Genomic DNA, 20812 nt, shown 5'->3' with positions numbered 1-20812 from the left:
AAATCTTAATGTAACATTTTCAGTTACTATAAGTCTAACATAGTAAATCTCAGAACAATGAAAAAATTAAAAAAGACTACCAGTTTAAAAAATAAACTTTTAAGGTTTTACAAATGTGAAATAAAAACGTTTAATAAAATTCTAGGAATTAAATAATCCTAATTCACAAACTCCTTTGCAGCCTTAAGAGCCTCTTCAATACCGTTCGGATTTTTACCTCCCGCAGTTGCAAAGAATGGCTGACCACCACCACCACCTTGAATATATTTTCCAAGTTCACGAACTACTTGTCCAGCATTTAATTCTTTATTGGTAACTAGCTCTTTGGAAATATAACAAGACAATAACGCTTTTCCGTTTTGTTCTGCTCCAAGTAATAGGAATAAATTGTCAAACTGACTTCCTAATTCAAATGCAACATCTTTAATACCAGCAGCATCTAAATCTACTTTTTTAGCTAAAAACTGAACACCGTTAACATCAGTCAATTCACTTTTTAAATCGCCCTTAATGTTTTTAGCTTTGTCTTTTAAAAGTACTTCAATTTGCTTTTTTAAACTAGTATTTTCCTCTTGTAAACTTTGAAGTGCTTTTACTGGTTCTTTAGCATTATTAAGCAAATCTTTCATTTCAAAATAAGCTCTGTTATTTTCATGATAGAAGTCCTTAACAGCATCATTTGTTATAGCTTCTATACGACGAATACCTGCTGCCACTGCACCTTCTGAAACAATTTTAAAATGCCAAATTTCAGATGTGTTTTTAACATGTGTACCACCACAAAGTTCAATAGATTGCCCAAATCGAACCGCTCTTACTGTATCTCCATATTTCTCGCCAAATAATGCCATAGCACCTTCAGAAATGGCTTGTGCCATTGGAATATTCCTCTTTTCCTCTAAAGTCAACTTTCCATCAATTCTGGCATTTACAAAATTTTCTACGTCTCTTAATTCCTCAACAGTCATTTTAGAAAAATGGGAGAAATCGAAACGTAAATATTTAGAATGTACCGCACTACCCTTTTGCTCAACATGAGTACCTAAAACCTCTCTTAAAGCTTGGTGTAACAAATGCGTTGCTGTATGGTTGCACTCTGTTCTGTACCGTTGTTTAGAATCAACAACTGCCTTGAAGGTTTCGTTTAAATGTTTTGGTAAATTTTTAGCAAAATGAATGATAACATTATTTTCCTTTTTGGTATCTAGAATATAAACCAAATCACCGTGAGTATCTTCTAAATATCCTTTGTCACCTACTTGACCTCCTCCTTCGGCATAAAACGGTGTTAAATTGAAAACAAGCTGATACATATCACCTTCTTTTTTAGAAGTCACCTTTCTGTATCTTGTTATTTTTACATTTGCTTCAAGCGCATCATAACCAATAAATTCTTGATCTGAATCTTCATCTAAAATGGTCCAATCATCCGTAGACATTTCGCTAGCTGCACGAGAACGAGCTTTTTGCTGGTTCATTTCACTATTAAAACCAGCTACATCAACTTCAAAACCTTTTTCTTTTGCAATTAACTCTGTTAAATCAAGCGGAAACCCATAAGTGTCATACAATTCAAATGCGTTCTTACCTGATAATATAGGCTTTATATTACTATCACTCATCTCCTGATAATTCTTCACTTCTTGCATTAAACTTTCTAGAATAAGTAACCCTGCAGCAATTGTTCTTAAAAAAGAGGTCTCTTCTTCCTTTATAACATTCTGAATGAGTTGCTTTTGAGATTTTAATTCTGGGAAAGCCTTCCCCATTTTCTCACTCAACACATCAACTAATCTGTAAATAAAAGGTTCTTTTTTATCTAGAAATGTAAAACCGTAGCGTACTGCACGACGCAATATCCTTCTAATTACATAACCTGCTCCTGTATTACTTGGTAATTGTCCATCGGCAATAGAAAATGCAACCGCACGTACGTGATCTGAAATCACGCGAATAGCAATATCTGCTTTTTCATCTTTACCATAATCTTTATTGGTAATGGTTTCAATTTCTCTAATTATAGGCGTAAAAACATCAGTATCATAATTACTTTGAACACCTTGCAAAACCATACATAAGCGCTCAAAGCCCATTCCTGTATCAATGTGTTTATTAGGAAGTGGCTCTAAAGAACCATTGGCTTTTCGGTTGTACTGCATGAATACCAAATTCCATATTTCAACCACTTGAGGATGATCCATATTCACTAATTCCTTGCCATCAATTTTAGCCTTTTCTTCGGCAGAACGAATATCAACATGAATTTCACTGCAAGGTCCGCAAGGTCCTTGATCTCCCATTTCCCAGAAATTATCCTTTTTATTACCTTTTAAAATTCGGTCTTCAGAAATATGCTTTTTCCAAAAATCAAAAGCTTCGGTATCCATTGGCAAACCATCATCATCACTTCCTTCAAAAACTGTTACATAGAGAATATCTTTGTCTATTCCGAAAACCCCTGTGAGTAATTCCCAAGCCCAAGCAATAGCTTCTTCCTTAAAGTAATCACCAAAACTCCAGTTCCCCAACATCTCAAATAAGGTGTGATGATATGTATCATACCCAACTTCTTCCAAATCGTTATGCTTACCTGATACACGCAAACACTTTTGAGTATCGGCTATTCTATTGTTTTTTGGCTCTGCATTTCCCAAGAAAAATTCCTTAAATGGTGCCATACCAGAATTTACAAACATTAAGGTGGGGTCATCTTTCAACACCATAGGTGCAGAAGGAACTATACTATGCTTTTTATCTTCAAAAAAACTTAAAAACTTAGATCGAATCTCTTGTGACTTCATTTATATATAGATATCCTCTTTCGTTAAATTATAGAAATTGTAAAACAATTTTTATCTTTGGTCGTTTAGCATAAAAAACCCAAGTTTTTAACTTGAATTTATTTCATGCAAAAATAGTATAAATAACGTAATGAGTAAGGTAAAATATTATTACGATCCAGAATCACTTTCTTACCGTAAAATTGAACGGAAAAAACGGCGTACTTTCAAGTTTGCCTTGGTGTTTCTTTTAGCAGCGGCTTTATTTGGTTTTGGTTTTGTTTTTATAGCTAGCCAATACATAGAGTCTCCAAAGGAAAAAGCCTTAATACGTGAGCTACAAAACTTAGAATTACAATACGACTTGCTAAATAAAAAAATGTCTGAAGCTGAAGCCGTTTTAGCTAACATAGCAGATAGAGACAATAATATTTATAGAGTCTATTTTGAAGCTAATCCCATTCCTGAGGCACAAAGAAGAGCTGGTTTTGGAGGGATCAATAGATATAAAGACTTTGAGGGCTATGATAATTCTAAGCTTATTGCTGAGAGTAACAAACGACTAGATATACTTCAGAAACAAATTGTGGTTCAATCTAAATCGCTTGATGAAATTGCAGTATTAGCTGAAGAAAAAGAAAAACTATTAGCTGCTATTCCTGCTATTCAACCAGTGAGTAATGAAGACTTAACAAGAATGGCTTCGGGTTATGGCATGCGCTCAGACCCATTTACTAAGGCAAGAAAAATGCATTGGGGAATGGATTTCACTGCTCCAAGAGGCACACCTGTTTATGCATCGGGTGATGGTAAAGTGGTTAGAGCAGATTCTAGAGCTACAGGTTATGGTAAACATATTAGAATAGATCATGGTTTTGGATATGTTAGCCTTTATGCACATTTGTATAAATACAATGTAAGAAAGAATCAAAAAGTAAAACGTGGTGATTTAATTGGTTTTGTGGGCAGTACCGGACGCTCACAAGCACCTCATTTACACTACGAGATTTTCAAAGATAAAAAACGAATTAACCCTATTAATTTCTATTACGGCAGTTTAACGGCTGAAGAGTTTGCTAAACTTTTAGAACACGCCTCTTTAGAAAACCAATCTCTTGACTAATGCATATAGATTTACCTGAAAAAAGATATTATGGCATTGGTGAAGTAGCTAAGGCTTTTGGGGTTAACACATCTTTAATTCGGTTTTGGGAAAAAGAATTTGATGTATTAAAGCCTAAAAAAAACGCAAAAGGCAACCGCAAGTTTACACAAGAGGATATAAAAAATCTTAAATTTATTTATCATTTAGTTAAAGAGCGCGGGTTTACTCTGGAAGGTGCTAAAATTCATCTTAAAGAAGATAAAAAAGAAGCTCTTAATAATTTTGAGATTGTTAGTAAGCTTGAAGATATTAAAGATCAATTAATTAAAATAAAAGAGCATCTTTAATTAAAAAGACACTCGCTGAGGTGTAACTTTTTACAAATTTTGGTGTCACATAGAAAATCGTTAATTAATAATATTAAACAATTATATCATGAAGAAATTTTTACCATGGATTATTATCGGAATTTTAGTATTTGGTTTATACTCTTGGGGAAAAGGATTTAATAACACAGCTGTAGAACATGAAGCTAATGCTAAAACAGCCTGGTCTAATGTGGAAAGTGCTTATCAAAGACGTGCCGACTTAATACCTAATTTAGTTGCCACCGTTAAAGGTTATGCAGCTCATGAAAAAGAAACTTTAGAGGGCGTAATCAAAGCACGATCTGAAGCTACAAAAACTACAATTGATGCCAATAACCTAACCCCTGAAACTATGGCGCAGTTTCAACAAGCACAACAAGGGTTAAGTGGAGCTTTATCTAGGCTTTTATTAACTGTTGAACGCTACCCTGATTTGAAAGCCGACAAAAGCTTTTTAGAACTGCAATCACAATTGGAAGGCACTGAAAACAGAATCAATGTAGAACGCAATAAATACAATGAAAAAGTGAATATTTATGATATTCACACAACCAAATTTCCAGGGAAATTATTAGCAGGTTTATTTGGCTTTGAAGAAATGCCAAGATATAAAAGTGATCCAGGAAGCGAAAAAGCACCTAACGTAGAGTTTTAATGTCTAAAATAGAAGCATTTCTTTCACCCGAAGAAGAACAAGACATTGTTGAAGCCATTCGACAAGCAGAATTAAATACCTCTGGTGAAATTCGAGTTCATATAGAAAAAACCTCAGAAGGTGATGCTACCGAAAGAGCCTTAGAGATTTTTTACACCCTCAAAATGGAGAACACCAAAGAACAAAATGGTGTGCTGATTTATGTTGCTGTAGAAGATAAATCTTTTGTAATCTACGGAGACAAAGGCATAAATGATGTGGTTGCTGATGATTTTTGGGATAGCACTAAGGATGTTATTCAATCTCATTTTAAATCTGGAAACTTTAAACAAGGATTGGTTGACGGCGTTTTAATGTCTGGTGAACAATTAAAAAAATATTTTCCATATACTGACTCTGACACAAACGAACTCTCAGACGAAATTTCAAAAGGCTAATGCAAAAAATTAAACTCACACTTCTTTTTGTTTTACTAAGTTTTGGAGTAAATCATACCATTTTTGCTCAATTTGACATTCCTGATAAACCAGAGTTTCAAACTAGTGTTTATGATTATATCAACTTATTAGAATCCTCTCAAAAAAGTAGTTTAGAACGAAAATTGGTTAAGTATTCCGATACAACCTCAACCCAAATTGTTGTTGCCATTATTAGTTCAACTAATGGTGAAAACATCAACTTTTTAGGAGCGCAATGGGGAGAAAAATGGGGTATTGGGCAAGCCGAAGAGGATAATGGCATTTTAATTTTGTTGGCTAGAGACGACAGAAGAATTGCGATTAACACTGGCTATGGTGTTGAGCATCTCTTAACTGATGCCATGTCTAAACGAATTATTGAACGAGACATTATCCCATTCTTTAAACGAAATGATTATTATGGCGGGTTAAACAAAGGAGCTGATGCTATTTTTGAAGTCTTAAGCGGTGAATACCAAGGAACACGACAATCAAATAATGATTTTCCTATAGGTTTCTTTTTAATCTTCCTTTTTATTTTTGTTATCATTCTTATTTCTATTTCTAAAAACAAAAGAGGCGGAAAAGGTGGAAATAGAGGGCGCAGGACAGATGGAACCAGCATCTTAGACGCAATAATTTTAAGCAACATGGGACGCTCCTCTAGCAGAGGCAGTAGCGGCTGGGGAAGTTCTGGCGGAGGCTGGTCTTCAGGTGGCGGCGGAGGTTTCGGTGGCGGCTTTGGAGGTGGCAGCTTTGGAGGCGGTGGTGCTTCTGGAGGTTGGTAAGTTCAATCTTATTTACTTTTAATAATTATGAAGAAGTGTTTACTTTTTATTTCATTCCTAACAATAATACTTTCTTGTAAAACTAATTCCCAAAACCATTTAGAACTCAGTCAAAGCGTTGTTCAGGATAATGCTTCATTTTTTTCCAAAGAGGAGGTTTCACATTTAACTAATAAAATAATTGATTATGAAGCTACATCTACTAATGAAATATGCATTTTCACTTTAGATTCTTTACCAAAAAACTTTACCGCTCTTCAATACGCTACTAAAATTGGCGCAGAACTTGAGATTGGCAAAAAAGAAAAAGACAACGGTCTTTTAATTCTCATTTCAAAATATGACAGACAAATAGGTATTGCAACAGGGAATGGTACCGAGAAGATTTTAACCGATGATTACTGTAAACAAATCATTGATATAATCATTGTTTCTGAATTCAAAAATGGGCTATATTACAAAGGCATTGATAAAGCTCTTGATTCTATTATTAATGACTGGAAATAAAAGAGTTAATTGTAACTGATAAATAAATTGTTAAAACATTAATACACCACCCTATAACCTCTGCCTCCTCTAACTTCTCCAGCTTTGCCTAATGTATTAAACTTCCAACTAAAACTTAACATAAAATACCGCTGTAACACTGTACTTTGTCTATCTTCTATAAAGTTTTGGTTTACTATACGTCTGGCATTATTATTCTGATTGAGAATATCATATGCCTTTAATGTTAAGGCAGCTTTATCTTTCATGAAACTATATGCTAAAGTGGCATTCCAAAACCATACACTTTTTTGAAATCCATCTGCAATATTAGGGTTGTAATTATAATTAATATTATTACTCCACTCAAAATGTTTACCAAAATTATTTCTCGAATTTAAGTTAACCCTATGCATTGTAATTTTTTGATTATTGAAAAAATCGGTATCAAAGGTGTTATCTGAAAATGCCAAATTATAATGAGAATTTAACTCCATAACATCTTTCCACATAAACCTTAACCCTAAACTAGGACCAATATTTTTTGTAAGTGTTGCGTACTGAACATCGTTTGTGAAATTCACAAATCTAGTAGTAGAATGTGATAACCCAATACTTGCATTTACAGTTCTTAAACTGTCAATTTTTATTTTTCTATTGAAGCCAGCATTAACGTGTAGGTCATAATTTCCATTTACATTTTCAAAAGTAGTTTCTCTTACTAAATCTTCATTTACACTAGTTTTAGAAACCACTGCGTTATTTCTAAAACTAGCATAAGTGTACATATGGAAACTTACGCCTTTTTGAAAATTATTTTTACTGAAATGCAAATTGAAATTATGATTATCAGTTGGTCTCAATTCCGGGTTACCAATAACTATGTTTAAAGGATCTGTAACGTCTACAAAAGTTTGCAATTGCCTTAAAGACGACGCATTATTATATAGATTGTAACTTAAACCTACTCTTGTTTTAGGGTTATTATAATTAATTCGATATCTAATAGCTGCTGCATTAAATTTTCGCTTTAAATCAAACTCAGGCCTTAGCGCATCTTTGTTTTCTAAAGTTCTCGATATAAAATCTGTTTTTATTGAAGTAGAAAACTTTTTCTTTTTATACTCTAAAGCTACCGTGGGTGTACTGGTAATATTGGCGTACTCAAAATCTGAATTAAATGCTGTATTTGTAGTTGGTTCATACTGCTGAGTTGTTTCATTAAAATCAAAGGTTGTTCTTTTGTTTTGTATTGTATTGTATTGTATTGTCACGGTAAGCATAGTTAATGTCTAAAAATAATTCTTTTGCTTTTAACGGTAGTCTATAGGAAGCCGCCAAAATAAAGGTGTTATTTCTGTTATCTGTTTCACGTCGCTGATTTAGATTAATGGTTTCTGGATTATTGCCAAAAATATTCACTTCATTGGCTAACAAATTTTCGTCATCTGTCTGTATAGTTCTATTGAAAATATCAAACTTTAAAAAAGAACCATTCTTACCTAAACGTTTAGCAATATTTGTATTATTCTGAAACTCTTTTTCATCGCTCTCAGTAAAAGAATTATTTGCTGAAGAATTGATAAGTTCATTAATTTCATTAAATGAATTTTCCGAACTATTCGAACTATTGAAACGACTGATTTTTCTTAATTGAGGCCGTAATGTTATTAAAAGCGTAGAGTCTATCTTAATCTTAAAATTTGAGTCTACACCGTGTTGTTCAGCACTTTGGTTTGAACTGGAGTTGGAATTTGTAAAAAACCTGCTGTCTGGCAAAATATTTTCGCGCTCTGAAATTGTTTGGTTAGTATTATCAGTATTAGATACAAAGTAACTTGCCGAAGCACCCACAGCATCTCCCCAATCATCTGCGTAGTTCACACCATAATTTCTAGACGTTATAACACCTCTAAGACCGTAATTAAACACTTGACTTCTGGTATCCCATGTTGCTCTTCCCCCAAACATTTTGTCAATTTCACCATAACTAAAACTAGGTTCATTCAAATTATTACTACCGGCTAGAACGCTTACTCGTAAATCATCATTAAATTGATTATACATGCCAGCAAATTGATACCGTTTATCTGTTCCGCCTCCTCCGGCTAAACGTCCAAAAACACCTTTATTGTTTTCCTTTTTAATGGTTAGGTTTATTGTTTTATTCTCACCGCTACCTTCTTCTCCTACAAATGCTTCCGTGTCAGTTTTTGTGTCAGAAACTTGAATTTTTTCAATGATATCCTTACTTAAATTTCTTGTTGCAATAGTGGGATCGTTACCAAAAAAAGGCTTGCCATTTACAAGAATTTTATTTACAACTTTACCATTTACTTTAATTTGCCCATTGGCATCAACCTCAACACCAGGGAGTTCTTTTAATAAATCTTCAATATTTGCATCTTTCTTGGTTTTAAAAGATTTTACATTGAATTCAAGCGTGTCTTTTTTTATGGTAATAGGAGCCTGAGACTATACAACAACTTCATCTAAAGTATTTGTACTTTCCTTAAGAAGAATAGTTCCTAGATCTATTATAGAATTATCTATTTTAATTAGTTTTTTATAGGTTTGATAACCTATATAGGAAACAAAAAAATTAGCTTCACTATCATTGGTTTTATTCTCTAACGTAAACTGCCCTTTTTGATTTGAAATAGTATACGTTATTAACGAGCTATCTTTTACACGTTGCAAATAAACTGTGGCAGATTCTAATGGGAGTTTACCCTCTTCTGATACCAGTGTTCCCGAAATTTCAAACGGTTTAACCCCCGCTTTAGTAGTGGCTGAATTTATAGACCTACCTGTACTAATTTGATAAGATGATGCTTGGGAAAAAGAAAACAGCACACAAAAAAGTGATAAACACAAACAGAAATTCCTCATGGTTTTGATTGATTGATTGATTGATTGATGGTTCGTTAATTGATTGATGACAGTTTATTCTAAATTGACGTATTTACCACAAAATTTATACCGTAAATTACTACAATCAAGAAAACCTATAACGAAGGTAAAACTAGTTTAGTATGAATTTTCTTAAAAAAAGATAAACTATTATTAAAGAAATGTTATTTCTTACGCATATAAACGCTTACAGGAACCCCTGAAAACCCGAAGTTCTCTCTTAATTTATTCTCAAGAAAACGTTTATAAGGGTCTTTAACATATTGTGGCAAGTTACAGAAGAAAGCAAACTGAGGCTGAGGCGTAGGCAATTGCATAATGTATTTAATCTTTACAAATTTGCCTTTGTATGCTGGTGGTGGGTAATGTTCTATTAGAGGTAAGAAAACATCATTAAGCTCGCTAGTTTTAATACGTTTAGAACGATTTTTATAAACATCAACGGCTGTTTCTATAGCTTTATATATACGTTGCTTGGTTAATGCAGAGATAAAAATAACTGGAACATCTGTAAAAGGCTCCATTTGTTTTTTAATTGCTTTTTCGTATTCTTTTACCGACTTGTGGTCTTTCTCTACCAAATCCCATTTGTTAACCAAAACTACAATGCCTTTGCGGTTACGTTCTGCCAGCCAAAAAATGTTTTGCACCTGTCCATCAAAACCTCTGTTAGCATCTAAAACCAATAGACAAACATCGGCGTGTTCTATAGCTCTAATACTACGCATTACGGAATAAAATTCTAAGTCTTCTTTCACCTTAGACTTTCTACGGATACCAGCAGTATCAACCAAATTAAATTCAAAACCAAAACGGTTATACTTGGTATCTATAGAATCACGTGTTGTACCAGCAATATCAGTTACTATGTATCGATCTTCTCCTATTAGCGCATTAATAAATGATGATTTACCTGCATTAGGTCTACCAACCACGGCAAACCGAGGTAAATCTTCTTCAATAACCTCTTCTTTTTCAGGTAAAGCTTCAATAAGAGCATCTAACAAATCACCCGTTCCACTTCCATTAATACTGGCAATGGTATAATAATCTCCTAATCCTAAGGAATAAAACTCAACGGCATCCTCTGCACGTTTGGCATTATCAACTTTATTAATCGCTAAAAAAACAGGTTTGTTTACTTTTCGTAATAATTTAGCAACGTCTTCATCCATTCCGGTTACGCCGGTTTCTACATCAACCATAAAAATTATGGCATCAGCTTCATCAATAGCTAATTCTACTTGTTTATCAATTTCAGCTTCAAAAATATCATCACTTCCAATTACATATCCACCAGTATCTATCAAAGAAAATTCTCTTCCATTCCAGTCACTTTTCCCGTAATGTCTATCTCTTGTAACACCGCTAACAGCGTCAACAATGGCCTCACGACGTTGTATAAGGCGATTGAAAAACGTTGATTTCCCAACATTTGGCCTACCTACAATAGCTACTATATTACTCATATCTTAAATGGTTTCTACTATATTTGAAACATTTTGCAAAAATAGAAAATATCCTGCCATAAGTACTTCTTTTTAGTAACTATTCGTGTATACAGTATTTTAAATAAAAAATAGTACTTTCATGACTCTAAAACATCAACTAAATGCCAACTACTAACGACATTGTTTTACGCCCAAGATTTAAAAAAGAACTTAATGAGCACAACGAAGTGGTTTTAAAAGCTTTTGAAGATTCTAAAAAGGAACAGTCTGAATTTATTGTTACCAGATTAGATAATCATGTTTTTATAAAATTCCCTAAAAAAGAACAGCAGTTTTGGACCCCTCAATTACATTTAGAAATTGACGAAATAGATGATAAAACAAGTATGTTACATGGGTTATTTGGCCCCAACCCCACGGTATGGACTATGTTTATGTTTTTCCACTTTATAGTGGCTTGTTTGTTTATTGCCTTTGGAGCTTGGGCTTACTCTAACTGGAAATTGGAAAATGATTTTGCGCTACAGATTAGTATAATGATTTTAATGATTATTATTTGGGTTGCTCTTTACTTTGCCGGAAGTATTGGAAAAGCATCTAGTAAAGGTGAAATGCACAGGCTTAATGACTTTATGAATCAAATAATTGCAAAAGAAAAGTCATAGTTTTCTAAATCAGTTATTATTATAACCAAAACGTTTTAATTGGTTTTGATTACTTCGCCAATTCTTATTCACTTTTACATAAAGTTCTAAATGAATTTGTTTCCCAAAGAATTTTTCTAAATCTTTTCTAGCTTCAACCCCAACACGTTTTAGAGCACTACCTTTATGACCAATAATGATACCTTTCTGAGTATCACGTTCTACCATAATAACAGAACGGATTCTAATAATCTTTTCTTCTTCAAAGAACTCCTCAGTTTCTACCTCTACAGCATAAGGTATTTCCTTTTTATAATGAAGTAGAATTTTTTCTCTAATACTTTCATTTATAAAAAAACGCTCTGGTTTGTCTGTTAACTGATCTTTAGGGTAAAATGGTGGTGATTCTGGAAGCAAATCTATAATCCTATTAAATACTTCTTTAACTTGAAATCCTTCTAAAGCAGAAATAGGATAAATCTCTGCATTGGGTACTTTTTCAGCCCAAATTTGCATTTGATTTTCTAATTGCTCTTGGTCTGAGTTGTCAATTTTATTCAATAGTAATAAAACGGGAATTTTAGAATTGGTTATTTTTTTAAAGAAGGCTTCATCCTTTAAAGCCTGTTCTCCAATTTCAACCATATAAACTAATATATCGGCATCTTCAAAAGCAGACTTAACGAAACCCATCATTGATTCTTGTAACTCATACGCTGGCTTGATAATTCCTGGAGTATCACTAAACAACACCTGAAAATCATCGCCATTTACAATACCTAAAATTCTATGTCTGGTAGTTTGTGCTTTTGACGTAATTATTGATAATTTCTCACCAACAAAAGCATTCATTAAAGTTGATTTACCCACATTAGGATTACCTATAATATTTACAAAACCTGCCTTATGAGCCATATATTGCCTATTTATTTTGACGCAAAGTTACAACCTTACCTGATTTATTGTACTATTAATTTTTAAAACAAAAAAAGCAGGAAGATAACTTCCTGCTTTAATATATTTTCAATTAAGTATTTACTACTTAACTATTTCTATTAATTCTACCTCAAAAACTAAAGGAGTAAAAGGTTTAATGTGTTGTCCTCTTTGTTGAGCACCATAAGCCAATTCTTGTGGTATAAAGAATTTATATTTAGAACCAACAGACATTAATTGCAAACCTTCTGTCCATCCTTTAATAACTTGACCAACACCAAAAGTAGTAGGCTCTCCTCTATCAACAGAACTATCAAAAACAGTTCCGTCAAATAAAGTACCATGATAATGTACTTTTACTCTATCGGCAGCAGTTGGTTTATCACCTTCAGCTTCTTCCAATACAATATACTGTAAACCACTTTCTGTAGTTTGAACACCTTCTTTGGCAATATTTTCTGCTATAAGTTTTTCTCCAGCTGCTTTATGCTCTCCAAATTGCTCTTCAGCTTTTTTAGCGGCCTCCTCTTGTTGTTTAGCCATCGCTTCTTGCTGCTTTTTCTGCATGTAAGATTGGATGATTCCTTGTACTAAAGTTTGGTCTATTTTAACATCAGAAGAATCAACTACATTTCTATAACCTTGATAAAAAAGATCGTGGTCAAATTCTTCTTGAAAAGTAGAACCTACATTTCTGGCAACATCCATTCCTATTGCATAACTCAATGAATCTGTAGCCGTCTTTAAAGACTTATTTTGAGCTCCATTTTTATTACATGACACTACTAATAACGCTACTGCAAATACGCTTAAAATTTTTCCTATTCTCATTTCTATTTGTTTATTGTTTTTTAATGCGTTGCGAAAATAACAAAATTAATCCAGCATAAAAACAGAAGTATCACATTTATAAAAAGAACAGCAATTACTTGTATTTGAACAGCTTATTTGCCTTAAACATATAATATTTATTAAATTGAAGCACAGTTAACTAACTAATATTAAAATAAATGTCTCATCAACAAAGCTCTTCTTTCTGGAAAAAGGTTTACAGTTATATTGAAACTCCTTTTTTAATAATAGAAAAAATAGGTTATAAATATATTTTGGGGCCTTTTAGATGGGTGCTTTCTTTAATTGATCCTTTAGCAGAAAAAATTGAAGGCACATTATTTAAAAGAATTCTTCAAGTAATAATCTACCCATTATTTTTAACCCTATGTATTTATATTGGGTTTGAACTTATAGAAGGTGGTTATACTATAAGGACATTTTTTGGAACCATTGTGATGTTTTTAATTTTCGGTGCCATTTTTGCGCCTTTAGAACATTTAATTCCTTTTAGCAAAAAGTGGCTAGATGATAAAGAAATGCCAACCGATGTTATGCTGTTTTTTGGGGGGAAATTTTGGGGAGACTATATTAACGCTCCTATAAAATTGGCAACCATAACATTAGTTGTGCAGGAAATATCACCAACTATTGGTCAAAATATTTGGCCTTCTGGTTTGTATCCTGTTTTACAAGTTTTCATCTTATTATCTGCTAAAGATTTCTTTAGATATTGGTATCACAGATGGATGCATGAATCTGAATTCATGTGGAGCTGGCATGCAGTCCATCATTCTTCTACTAGATTATATTGGTTTAATGGTACACGCTCTCACCCTTTAGAAGGCCTTATAGCGAGTATATTATGGGGAATTCCATTGGCATTCATTCAAGCGCCTGTAGAAATTGTTTTTGTAACAGGTATTTTAGGAAGAACAATAGGGCGGTTTCAGCACACCAATATGGATTTAATTTTAGGCCCTTTTGATTATATTTTTTCATCGCCAAAAAACCACAGATATCATCATTCAAAGAAAGTTGAAGAGGGAAATTCTAATTATGGTGGTGATGTCATCTTTTGGGATATTTTATTTGGAACCTTTTATCTTCCTAAAGGAAAAACTCCAAGTGATGATATAGGCGTTGGTGGCATGCCAAATTATCCACAAACATTTTTAGGGCTTATGTTAGCGCCTTTTAACTACCGGAAAATAAAACGTGAAGCCGAAGCAATTGAAGCTAGAAAAGTAAATGCAGATAAGTAATGATAAAAAAAAGAGCCGCAATACATTGCGGCTCTAATCTTCAAGAAACGTTTTCCTATTTTCTTACTGATTTAACGATTGCTAAAGCAGCTTTTACATCCTGCTCTAACTTTGCATAATCTTTATTTGCAATAATATCTTTTGATATTAATTTTGATCCCATTCCTACACACGTAACACCAGCATCAAACCACCCTTTAAGGTTTTCCTCTGTTGGAGAAACTCCACCAGTTGGCATTATGCTTGTCCATGGTTGAGGACCTTTAATTCCTTTTACAAACTGAGGCCCGTAAATATCACCAGGGAATAGTTTTACTATTTCACACCCTAATTCCTCAGCTCTAGTAATTTCTGTTAATGTACCACATCCAGGTGACCAAAGTACTTTTTTACGGTTACAAGCAATTGCAATATCTTCTCTTAAAACAGGTGTTACTACAAAGTTAGCACCTAAAGACATATACAAAGACGCTTGTCCTGCATCTGTAACTGAACCAACACCCATAATCATACCAGGTAATTCAGCAACAGCATATTTAGTTAATTCACCAAAAACTTCGTGTGCAAAATCACCACGAGCTGTAAACTCCATTAAACGCGCACCACCATCGTAACACGCTTTTAATACTTTCTTACTTAATTCTAAATCGTTACTAAAGAACAAAGGAATCATCCCTGTTTCTTTCATTGCTTGTGCAACTTCTAATCTTGAAAACTGTGCCATCTTTTAAATATTTTATCTTGCTACACGTCCAGAAGCGTCTCCGCCCATTAATTTTTCAACCTCAGCAACAGTTACTAAGTTAGCATCACCCTTAATAGTGTGTTTTAAACAAGATGCAGCAACAGCAAAATCTAATGCATTTTGATCATCTTCAGGATACTTTAATAATCCATAAATTAATCCACCCATAAATGAATCTCCTCCACCTACTCTATCAACGATATCCGTGATTTGGTACTGACGCGTTTCGAATAATGTTTTACCATCATATAATACACCTGCCCAAGTATTGTGAGAAGCAGAAATAGAACCTCTTAATGTAGTAATTACCTTTTTAGCTCTTGGGAATTTCTCCATCATTTGTTCACAAACAGATAAGAAAGCTTCTGCTTTAACATCATGACCTTGAGTTTGCACTGTGATTCCTTCTGGCTTAATTCCAAAATGCATCTCAGCATCTTCTTCATTTCCTAAAACAATATCACAATAAGAAGTTAACTCAGTCATTACAGCTTCTCTATGTGCAGCATCACAATATTTCCAAAGTTTAGCTCTATAATTCAAGTCCGTAGAAATTGTAATTCCTTTAGCGCTTGCCGCTTTTACAGCTTCTAAACAAACATCAGCAGACCCTTGAGATATAGCAGGTGTAATACCTGTCCAATGAAACCATTCAACACCATCAAAAACAGCATCCCAATCAATCATTCCAGACTCAATTTCAGACATTGCAGAATGTGCTCTATCATAAACCACTTTACTTCCTCTTGAAACCGCTCCAGTTTCTAAAAAGTAAATACCTAAACGATCTCCACCCCAAACAATTTTATCAACACCAACACCTCTTTTACGCATTTCCATCATAGCACATTCACCAATATCATTCTTTGGAAGACGTGTTACAAAATCAACATCAACACCATAATTTGCTAATGAAACTGCTACATTAGACTCACCTCCACCATAAATAACATCAAAGCTATTTGATTGAGAAAATCTTAAAAATCCTTGTGGAGCCAATCTTAACATGATTTCTCCAAACGTGACTACTTTACCCATTTTTTAATTCTTATTTTAATATAAATTAGTTTGCTTAAACGTTTAAGCATATTTTTAAAAATAAATCAAAACTCATTAAATAGACTAAGGGGTTTTGATTATTTCTATTAAAGCAATATATTTGCTTAAACGATTAAGCAAATATATAACAAAATTGGGAAACAAAAAAAAAGCCACCATAAAAGATATTGCAAACGTATTGAATATCTCACCAGCAGCGGTATCTAAGGCACTTCATAATGATTCCCGAATTAGTGAAAAGACCAAAAAAGCAGTAAGACAGGTTGCTAAAAATTTAAATTATCAACCAAATCATTTAGCCAGTGCTTTGAGATTAGGAAAAAGTAACCTGGTTGGTGTCATTGTACCAAGAACTAATAGTAACTTCTTTTCTTCTGTCATTCAAAATATTGAAGAGGTTTTAAACAAAGAAGGCTACAACATTATTATTACTCAATCAAACGAATCGTATAAAAAGGAATGTGATAATATAGACACTTTACTATTTACACAGGTAGATGGTATTATTGCTTCCATGGCCAATGAAACTGTAGATTTAGATTATTATGAAAAGGTAAAGTCAAAAGGCATTCCTTTAATACTATTTGACCGAGGTGAAAATGATTTGAACGTTGACTATATAGGAATTAACGATTACGATAGCAGCCATATGATAATTGAGCATTTAGTTAACCAAGGTTGCAAACGAATTGCCCATATTGGAGGATTTAAACGAACCAGAATTTATAATAATAGAATAAAAGGGTATACCGATGCTATTAAAAAGCATAATTTACCATTGGATGATGAACTACTTATTGAAAGTAGTTTAACAATCAAAGATGGCAGAAACAAAATGCTACAATTATTAAATCTAAACAAAAGACCTGATGCTGTTTATGTTGCTGGTGACTATGCTGCATTGGGGGCACTTCAAGTTTTAAACGAAAACAATATCAAAATCCCAGAAGATATAGCTCTCGTTGGTTTTGGAGATGAACCCTTTACAGCCATGGTGACTCCAACAATTTCTAGTATTAATCAGCATAGCGCAGAAATAGGAAGACTAGCGGCACTTACGTTTTTAGAGCACGCTAAAAAAGATGTAATTACCCAATCACTTAATAAGAAAATATTAGATGCTGAACTGATTGTGAGGGATTCTTCGGGTAAATAATTAATTTGACATTCATTGCTTTCCAAAGAAATATTCTTAGAAATCGCTACGTTCAACATCAACAAAAAGAGGCCCAATAGTTTATTGTTTGGAGTCTCCAGATCTTCCAAAAGACATTAAAATTGTTGATGCTTATTTAAAAAGTAATGCCACAATAAAACCAGAATTTAAACCAGGCTTTTTAAAAGGGGTAACTACTATAGATACAGAGGTGTTACTAAGAAAAAATAGTAATGAGAAAAGCATGTATAGTAAAGTAGAAAAACCTGTTTTTGAATCATATAAAGCTCAATTGGCACCATATTACTCATGGAGTAATAGAGCACAAGCAGAAATGTCGGTTTGGTTTCCAATAATTTGGGAGTAATACACGGTTTTTCTTTCTTTTAGAATTTAAGTAATGAAATACTTTTCTAGAATTATTGACAAGAGAAACCTAGATCAGTTTTATAACAACTATAAGAATAAGTTGTAAATAATTAAGAAAGGATAAATAAAAACGGTTTAGAAAAACCTAAACCGCTTGCTTACTTGACTTTATACTTTGGTACGGGAAGCCTCAAAATATTGAACCTAAATGAATTTTTGAATTATTTTATAGCAATAAAAAAATTTATTAAAAAATAAGAAACTATATTTTCATCCAACCAAGTTCTCGAAAGGCCCATGATGAATTCCATATTTTTGTCATGTTTTCAACCATTCCTTCTTCATTCATTTTTATAGAATAAACATAATGTGTATTCGTTGTTTTATTTGTTGGCGGAATCGGCCCACCATCGCCAGAATGTGTTCCTGTGAAGGTTGCAAAAAATAGTGCAGTATTATTTACCTCATCAAAGGCAGAGGAATGTATTTTATAACTACTTCCAGACATAGTTGCATTTGCTAATCCTGCCATTGCATCTACATAAACTTTTACTTTATCAACACCAGTAAAAGCTTCACCTTGGGCTTCAAACGAAGCATCTTCTATCATATAATCCTTACAAGAATCCCATCCTTTTTCCAGATTCACAATTATGGAAGAATGTTGTCGCATTTTCAAATGATTTCATAATTCTAATCTTTATTTAGTTACATTTTAAAGATACAGAAATAAATACTTAATAAAAAAAGCCTCACATTTCTGTGAAGCTTTCAGTTGTAGCGGGAACTGGACTCGAACCAGTGACCTTCGGGTTATGAGCTCTCTGATGACAAAATCACCAACACATTTACTGGGCTCACAGCCTATAATTTTATAAAATCGTATGCAAAAACATATGCAGTTTTAGGTTTCTGATTAATTTAAAAAAATACTATTGCAATTTAAAGATTAAACACCAAATTCATCTATTAAAGACAGTAAAATTAATAATATTTTTTGATGAATGACCTACCTAATTTATTAAAAGTACACGCTTAACATCGACAAAAAGTGGTCCTATAGGAAGTCTTTTATTTCTTATGAATACATGAAAATTACCCTTGCCTTTTGGAAGTATAACATTTTCAAAAACAACTTGGTTTTGACTTTTTTTAACTGGGGCTTTTAAATGTAAATCATTATATCTAACATGAGTGATTGCGTCAGTATTTATCTCAGGCAAATGAATGGTTATTTTATAACTCCCAGCTTCTGTTTTAACACGCCAAAATCCTAATTGATTATCCTCTACTACCCTGGGACCGCCATAATCGAAGCGTGATATAACTCGCGGGCCTCCCCAATCAAAACGTGATAAATTAACTTTAGGTTGTTTTTTGGTTCCTAAATGAATTCTTTGAATTCCTTTAGAATCACGTTCTTCGGAAACTTCGTCGAACCAAATTTCATACCGCTCTAACATAGCTTCAACTATTTCTGGATTTTCTTTAGCAATATTAATACGTTCACTTGGATCATTTTCTACGTTGTAGAGTTCAAGGTTTTTCAAAACATGATTTAAAGTGAAATCTGTTGGTTGGTGAACTATGCCATGTGGAAAATCATGCGGACTCACTAGTTTGTATTTGGACGTTCTTACAGCAAAATGCATATATTTAAATGGGGTTGGCCCGTAATGCATTTGTACAAAGAAATCTCTATTTTCAATATTGTCAGAATCTCCTTTTATCCAAAGGGGGAGTAGTGATTTTCCATCAATATGTATTCCCTTTGGTTTATCTACATTAATCGCATCTAGCAATGTTGGCATTAAGTCTATAATAGCACCCATTTGAGATGTTTGTTTTTTTGGGTCAATCTTACCTGGCCATTGCACATAGAATGGAACGCGAATACCGGCATCATAGACACTTGTTTTAGTGCCTCTTAAGTTAGCTACCCAACGCCCAGGATAAGAATCATTTTTTGTCCTTCTGTGCCTTGGACCATTATCTGAAAGGAAAACAACAATGGTATTATTTTCAATGCCTAATTCTTTTAACTTATTAAGTACTCTACCAACATTATAGTCAATGTTATCTATCATGCCATAGGTTAAAGCATTGTCCTCATGTAATCCAATCTGTCTATAAGGTTCTGCTCTTGAATTTGGCACTTGTAAAGGGAAATGAGGTAGATTGGTAGCTAAGTAAGCAAAAAAGGGTTTATCACTTTTTAAACTTATAAAATCTAACGTCGCTTCGGTAAATATGTCATCGCAATAACCTTCATATTTTTTTGAAGTTCCATTATGTTCTAAAATGGGATTAAAATAAGTGTTTCCCGCAGGTCCAGCTGCCTGTCCTATACCTCCTCCTCTGTGCACTAAAGTTTCTTGAAAACCCTGATCAATTGGCCGCATTGGGGTGTTATCACCTAAATGCCATTTTCCAAATATACCCGTTCTATAACCATTATCACTCAATATTTCAGCAATTGTTACCTCTGAAGTATTCATAAAATGATCTACCTGAGTTACTGCCGTTACTCCTGTTCTATAAGGATATCGACCAGTTAAAAGAGATGCTCTTGATGCAGAACAATTAGGATAAGAGAAGAAATGGGTCATTTCTAAACCTTGAGTGCCTATTGATTCAATTTGCGGAGTTTTTAAATAAGGATTACCGTGAGCACCTATATCGCCATAACCTTGATCATCAGTCATCATAATGATAATATTGGGTTTACTCTGAATTTGAGCGTAACCTAAAGAACTAAAAAATAGAATTGTTATTGATATGAGGAAATGTTTCATTTTTTTAT

General features: G+C 33.4%; 20 protein-coding genes and 1 pseudogene. 10 read left to right on the top strand and 11 right to left on the bottom strand.

Features of this window, described 5'->3' with window-relative positions; genetic code table 11:
* Nucleotides 1-158 precede the first annotated feature (158 nt).
* Nucleotides 159-2801: an alanine--tRNA ligase gene (gene alaS, locus FUA22_RS17530; protein ID WP_147769903.1), complete on the bottom strand. Its 2643-nt coding sequence runs from the start codon at nucleotides 2799-2801 to the stop codon at nucleotides 159-161.
* 130 nt (nucleotides 2802-2931) lie between these two features.
* Between alaS and FUA22_RS17525 the strand changes: the two genes are divergently transcribed.
* The 6 genes from FUA22_RS17525 (at nucleotide 2932) to FUA22_RS17500 (ending at nucleotide 6661) form a co-directional block, all read left to right on the top strand.
* Entirely contained in the window at nucleotides 2932-3903 is a 972-nt protein-coding gene (locus tag FUA22_RS17525; RefSeq protein ID WP_147769902.1) for a M23 family metallopeptidase, read from the top strand.
* The gene (locus FUA22_RS17520) at nucleotides 3903-4232 is read left to right on the top strand and encodes a MerR family transcriptional regulator (RefSeq protein WP_147769901.1); all 330 of its coding nucleotides are present in this window, start codon (nucleotides 3903-3905) and stop codon (nucleotides 4230-4232) included. Before FUA22_RS17525 ends, FUA22_RS17520 begins: the two co-directional genes overlap by 1 nt.
* 88 nt (nucleotides 4233-4320) lie before the next feature.
* The gene (locus FUA22_RS17515; protein WP_147769900.1) at nucleotides 4321-4908 is read left to right on the top strand and encodes a LemA family protein; all 588 of its coding nucleotides are present in this window, start codon (nucleotides 4321-4323) and stop codon (nucleotides 4906-4908) included.
* Nucleotides 4908-5345: a TPM domain-containing protein gene (locus FUA22_RS17510; protein ID WP_147769899.1), complete on the top strand. Its 438-nt coding sequence runs from the start codon at nucleotides 4908-4910 to the stop codon at nucleotides 5343-5345. Before FUA22_RS17515 ends, FUA22_RS17510 begins: the two co-directional genes overlap by 1 nt.
* Nucleotides 5345-6154 (top strand): TPM domain-containing protein, encoded by an 810-nt coding sequence (locus FUA22_RS17505; RefSeq protein WP_147769898.1) that lies wholly within the window; start codon nucleotides 5345-5347, stop codon nucleotides 6152-6154. Before FUA22_RS17510 ends, FUA22_RS17505 begins: the two co-directional genes overlap by 1 nt.
* A gap of 27 nt (nucleotides 6155-6181) precedes the next feature.
* Entirely contained in the window at nucleotides 6182-6661 is a 480-nt protein-coding gene (locus FUA22_RS17500) for a TPM domain-containing protein (protein ID WP_147769897.1), read from the top strand.
* A 38-nt stretch (nucleotides 6662-6699) separates the two neighbouring features.
* Here the strand turns inward: FUA22_RS17500 and FUA22_RS18630 are convergent, their stop codons facing one another.
* From FUA22_RS18630 to der, 4 genes are all read right to left on the bottom strand, one after another.
* Nucleotides 6700-7914 (bottom strand): outer membrane beta-barrel protein, encoded by a 1215-nt coding sequence (locus FUA22_RS18630; RefSeq protein ID WP_241664851.1) that lies wholly within the window; start codon nucleotides 7912-7914, stop codon nucleotides 6700-6702.
* On the bottom strand, nucleotides 7868-8707 hold the full coding sequence (locus tag FUA22_RS18625) for a hypothetical protein (RefSeq protein WP_241664850.1): 840 nt from the start codon (nucleotides 8705-8707) through the stop codon (nucleotides 7868-7870). The genes FUA22_RS18630 and FUA22_RS18625 overlap by 47 nt, the downstream gene beginning before the upstream one ends.
* A gap of 408 nt (nucleotides 8708-9115) precedes the next feature.
* Nucleotides 9116-9532 carry a carboxypeptidase-like regulatory domain-containing protein gene (locus FUA22_RS18620; RefSeq protein WP_241664849.1) on the bottom strand — a complete coding sequence of 139 codons (417 nt, stop codon included), beginning with the start codon at nucleotides 9530-9532 and terminating at the stop codon, nucleotides 9116-9118.
* A gap of 185 nt (nucleotides 9533-9717) precedes the next feature.
* Complete coding sequence (gene der, locus FUA22_RS17490; RefSeq protein WP_147769896.1) at nucleotides 9718-11022, bottom strand: ribosome biogenesis GTPase Der; 1305 nt, start codon at nucleotides 11020-11022, stop codon at nucleotides 9718-9720.
* 143 nt (nucleotides 11023-11165) lie between these two features.
* Here der and FUA22_RS17485 point away from each other — a divergent pair, with 143 nt between their 5' ends.
* On the top strand, nucleotides 11166-11669 hold the full coding sequence (locus FUA22_RS17485) for a GTP-binding protein (RefSeq protein WP_147769895.1): 504 nt from the start codon (nucleotides 11166-11168) through the stop codon (nucleotides 11667-11669).
* Nucleotides 11670-11678: 9 nt separating this feature from the next.
* Here the strand turns inward: FUA22_RS17485 and era are convergent, their stop codons facing one another.
* Together era and FUA22_RS17475 are read right to left on the bottom strand one after the other, a co-directional pair.
* Complete coding sequence (era, locus tag FUA22_RS17480) at nucleotides 11679-12563, bottom strand: GTPase Era (protein WP_147769894.1); 885 nt, start codon at nucleotides 12561-12563, stop codon at nucleotides 11679-11681.
* A gap of 123 nt (nucleotides 12564-12686) precedes the next feature.
* The gene (locus FUA22_RS17475; RefSeq protein WP_147769893.1) at nucleotides 12687-13415 is read right to left on the bottom strand and encodes an FKBP-type peptidyl-prolyl cis-trans isomerase; all 729 of its coding nucleotides are present in this window, start codon (nucleotides 13413-13415) and stop codon (nucleotides 12687-12689) included.
* A gap of 179 nt (nucleotides 13416-13594) precedes the next feature.
* On the opposite strand from FUA22_RS17475, the gene FUA22_RS17470 reads away from it, so the two are divergent.
* Entirely contained in the window at nucleotides 13595-14680 is a 1086-nt protein-coding gene (locus tag FUA22_RS17470) for a sterol desaturase family protein (RefSeq protein WP_147769892.1), read from the top strand.
* Between the two features lie 55 nt (nucleotides 14681-14735).
* Here the strand turns inward: FUA22_RS17470 and FUA22_RS17465 are convergent, their stop codons facing one another.
* Nucleotides 14736-15404, bottom strand: coding sequence for a bifunctional 4-hydroxy-2-oxoglutarate aldolase/2-dehydro-3-deoxy-phosphogluconate aldolase (locus FUA22_RS17465; protein ID WP_147769891.1), 669 nt, complete (start codon nucleotides 15402-15404; stop codon nucleotides 14736-14738).
* Nucleotides 15405-15416: 12 nt separating this feature from the next.
* Nucleotides 15417-16463, bottom strand: a complete 1047-nt coding sequence (locus FUA22_RS17460) for a sugar kinase (RefSeq protein ID WP_147769890.1) — start codon at nucleotides 16461-16463, stop codon at nucleotides 15417-15419.
* A gap of 154 nt (nucleotides 16464-16617) precedes the next feature.
* On the opposite strand from FUA22_RS17460, the gene FUA22_RS17455 reads away from it, so the two are divergent.
* Entirely contained in the window at nucleotides 16618-17640 is a 1023-nt protein-coding gene (locus FUA22_RS17455) for a LacI family DNA-binding transcriptional regulator (protein WP_147769889.1), read from the top strand.
* Nucleotides 17641-17710: 70 nt separating this feature from the next.
* Nucleotides 17711-18007: pseudogene (locus FUA22_RS17450) on the top strand (glycoside hydrolase family 127 protein); the annotation flags it as partial.
* A 264-nt stretch (nucleotides 18008-18271) separates the two neighbouring features.
* On the opposite strand, the gene FUA22_RS17445 reads toward FUA22_RS17450, so the two are convergent.
* Both FUA22_RS17445 and FUA22_RS17440 read right to left on the bottom strand, forming a co-directional pair.
* On the bottom strand, nucleotides 18272-18682 hold the full coding sequence (locus FUA22_RS17445; RefSeq protein WP_206667124.1) for a nuclear transport factor 2 family protein: 411 nt from the start codon (nucleotides 18680-18682) through the stop codon (nucleotides 18272-18274).
* Between the two features lie 340 nt (nucleotides 18683-19022).
* Nucleotides 19023-20804: an arylsulfatase gene (locus tag FUA22_RS17440; RefSeq protein WP_147769887.1), complete on the bottom strand. Its 1782-nt coding sequence runs from the start codon at nucleotides 20802-20804 to the stop codon at nucleotides 19023-19025.
* Nucleotides 20805-20812: the final 8 nt, after the last annotated feature.

Origin of the sequence: Seonamhaeicola maritimus (genome assembly GCF_008056315.1) — a bacterium.
Lineage (GTDB): Bacteria > Bacteroidota > Bacteroidia > Flavobacteriales > Flavobacteriaceae > Seonamhaeicola > Seonamhaeicola maritimus.
The sequence above is the reverse complement of the archived record's forward strand: the minus strand, read 5'-3'. Positions and strand labels throughout refer to the sequence as shown.

Bases quoted from the DNA above. Each gene is read 5' to 3' on its own strand.
- FUA22_RS17445 (WP_206667124.1), bottom strand. From the start codon at position 18,682: ATGCGACAACATTCTTCCATAATTGTGAATCTGGAAAAAGGATGGGAT.
- FUA22_RS17510 (WP_147769899.1), top strand. From the start codon at position 4,908: ATGTCTAAAATAGAAGCATTTCTTTCACCCGAAGAAGAACAAGACATT.
- FUA22_RS17470 (WP_147769892.1), top strand. From the start codon at position 13,595: ATGTCTCATCAACAAAGCTCTTCTTTCTGGAAAAAGGTTTACAGTTAT.
- FUA22_RS17525 (WP_147769902.1), top strand. From the start codon at position 2,932: ATGAGTAAGGTAAAATATTATTACGATCCAGAATCACTTTCTTACCGT.
- FUA22_RS17440 (WP_147769887.1), bottom strand. From the start codon at position 20,804: ATGAAACATTTCCTCATATCAATAACAATTCTATTTTTTAGTTCTTTA.
- FUA22_RS17485 (WP_147769895.1), top strand. From the start codon at position 11,166: ATGCCAACTACTAACGACATTGTTTTACGCCCAAGATTTAAAAAAGAA.
- FUA22_RS17505 (WP_147769898.1), top strand. From the start codon at position 5,345: ATGCAAAAAATTAAACTCACACTTCTTTTTGTTTTACTAAGTTTTGGA.
- FUA22_RS17475 (WP_147769893.1), bottom strand. From the start codon at position 13,415: ATGAGAATAGGAAAAATTTTAAGCGTATTTGCAGTAGCGTTATTAGTA.
- FUA22_RS17520 (WP_147769901.1), top strand. From the start codon at position 3,903: ATGCATATAGATTTACCTGAAAAAAGATATTATGGCATTGGTGAAGTA.
- FUA22_RS17465 (WP_147769891.1), bottom strand. From the start codon at position 15,404: ATGGCACAGTTTTCAAGATTAGAAGTTGCACAAGCAATGAAAGAAACA.
- der (WP_147769896.1), bottom strand. From the start codon at position 11,022: ATGAGTAATATAGTAGCTATTGTAGGTAGGCCAAATGTTGGGAAATCA.
- alaS (WP_147769903.1), bottom strand. From the start codon at position 2,801: ATGAAGTCACAAGAGATTCGATCTAAGTTTTTAAGTTTTTTTGAAGAT.
- era (WP_147769894.1), bottom strand. From the start codon at position 12,563: ATGGCTCATAAGGCAGGTTTTGTAAATATTATAGGTAATCCTAATGTG.
- FUA22_RS17460 (WP_147769890.1), bottom strand. From the start codon at position 16,463: ATGGGTAAAGTAGTCACGTTTGGAGAAATCATGTTAAGATTGGCTCCA.
- FUA22_RS18620 (WP_241664849.1), bottom strand. From the start codon at position 9,532: ATGAGGAATTTCTGTTTGTGTTTATCACTTTTTTGTGTGCTGTTTTCT.
- FUA22_RS17500 (WP_147769897.1), top strand. From the start codon at position 6,182: ATGAAGAAGTGTTTACTTTTTATTTCATTCCTAACAATAATACTTTCT.
- FUA22_RS17515 (WP_147769900.1), top strand. From the start codon at position 4,321: ATGAAGAAATTTTTACCATGGATTATTATCGGAATTTTAGTATTTGGT.
- FUA22_RS18625 (WP_241664850.1), bottom strand. From the start codon at position 8,707: ATGTATAATCAATTTAATGATGATTTACGAGTAAGCGTTCTAGCCGGT.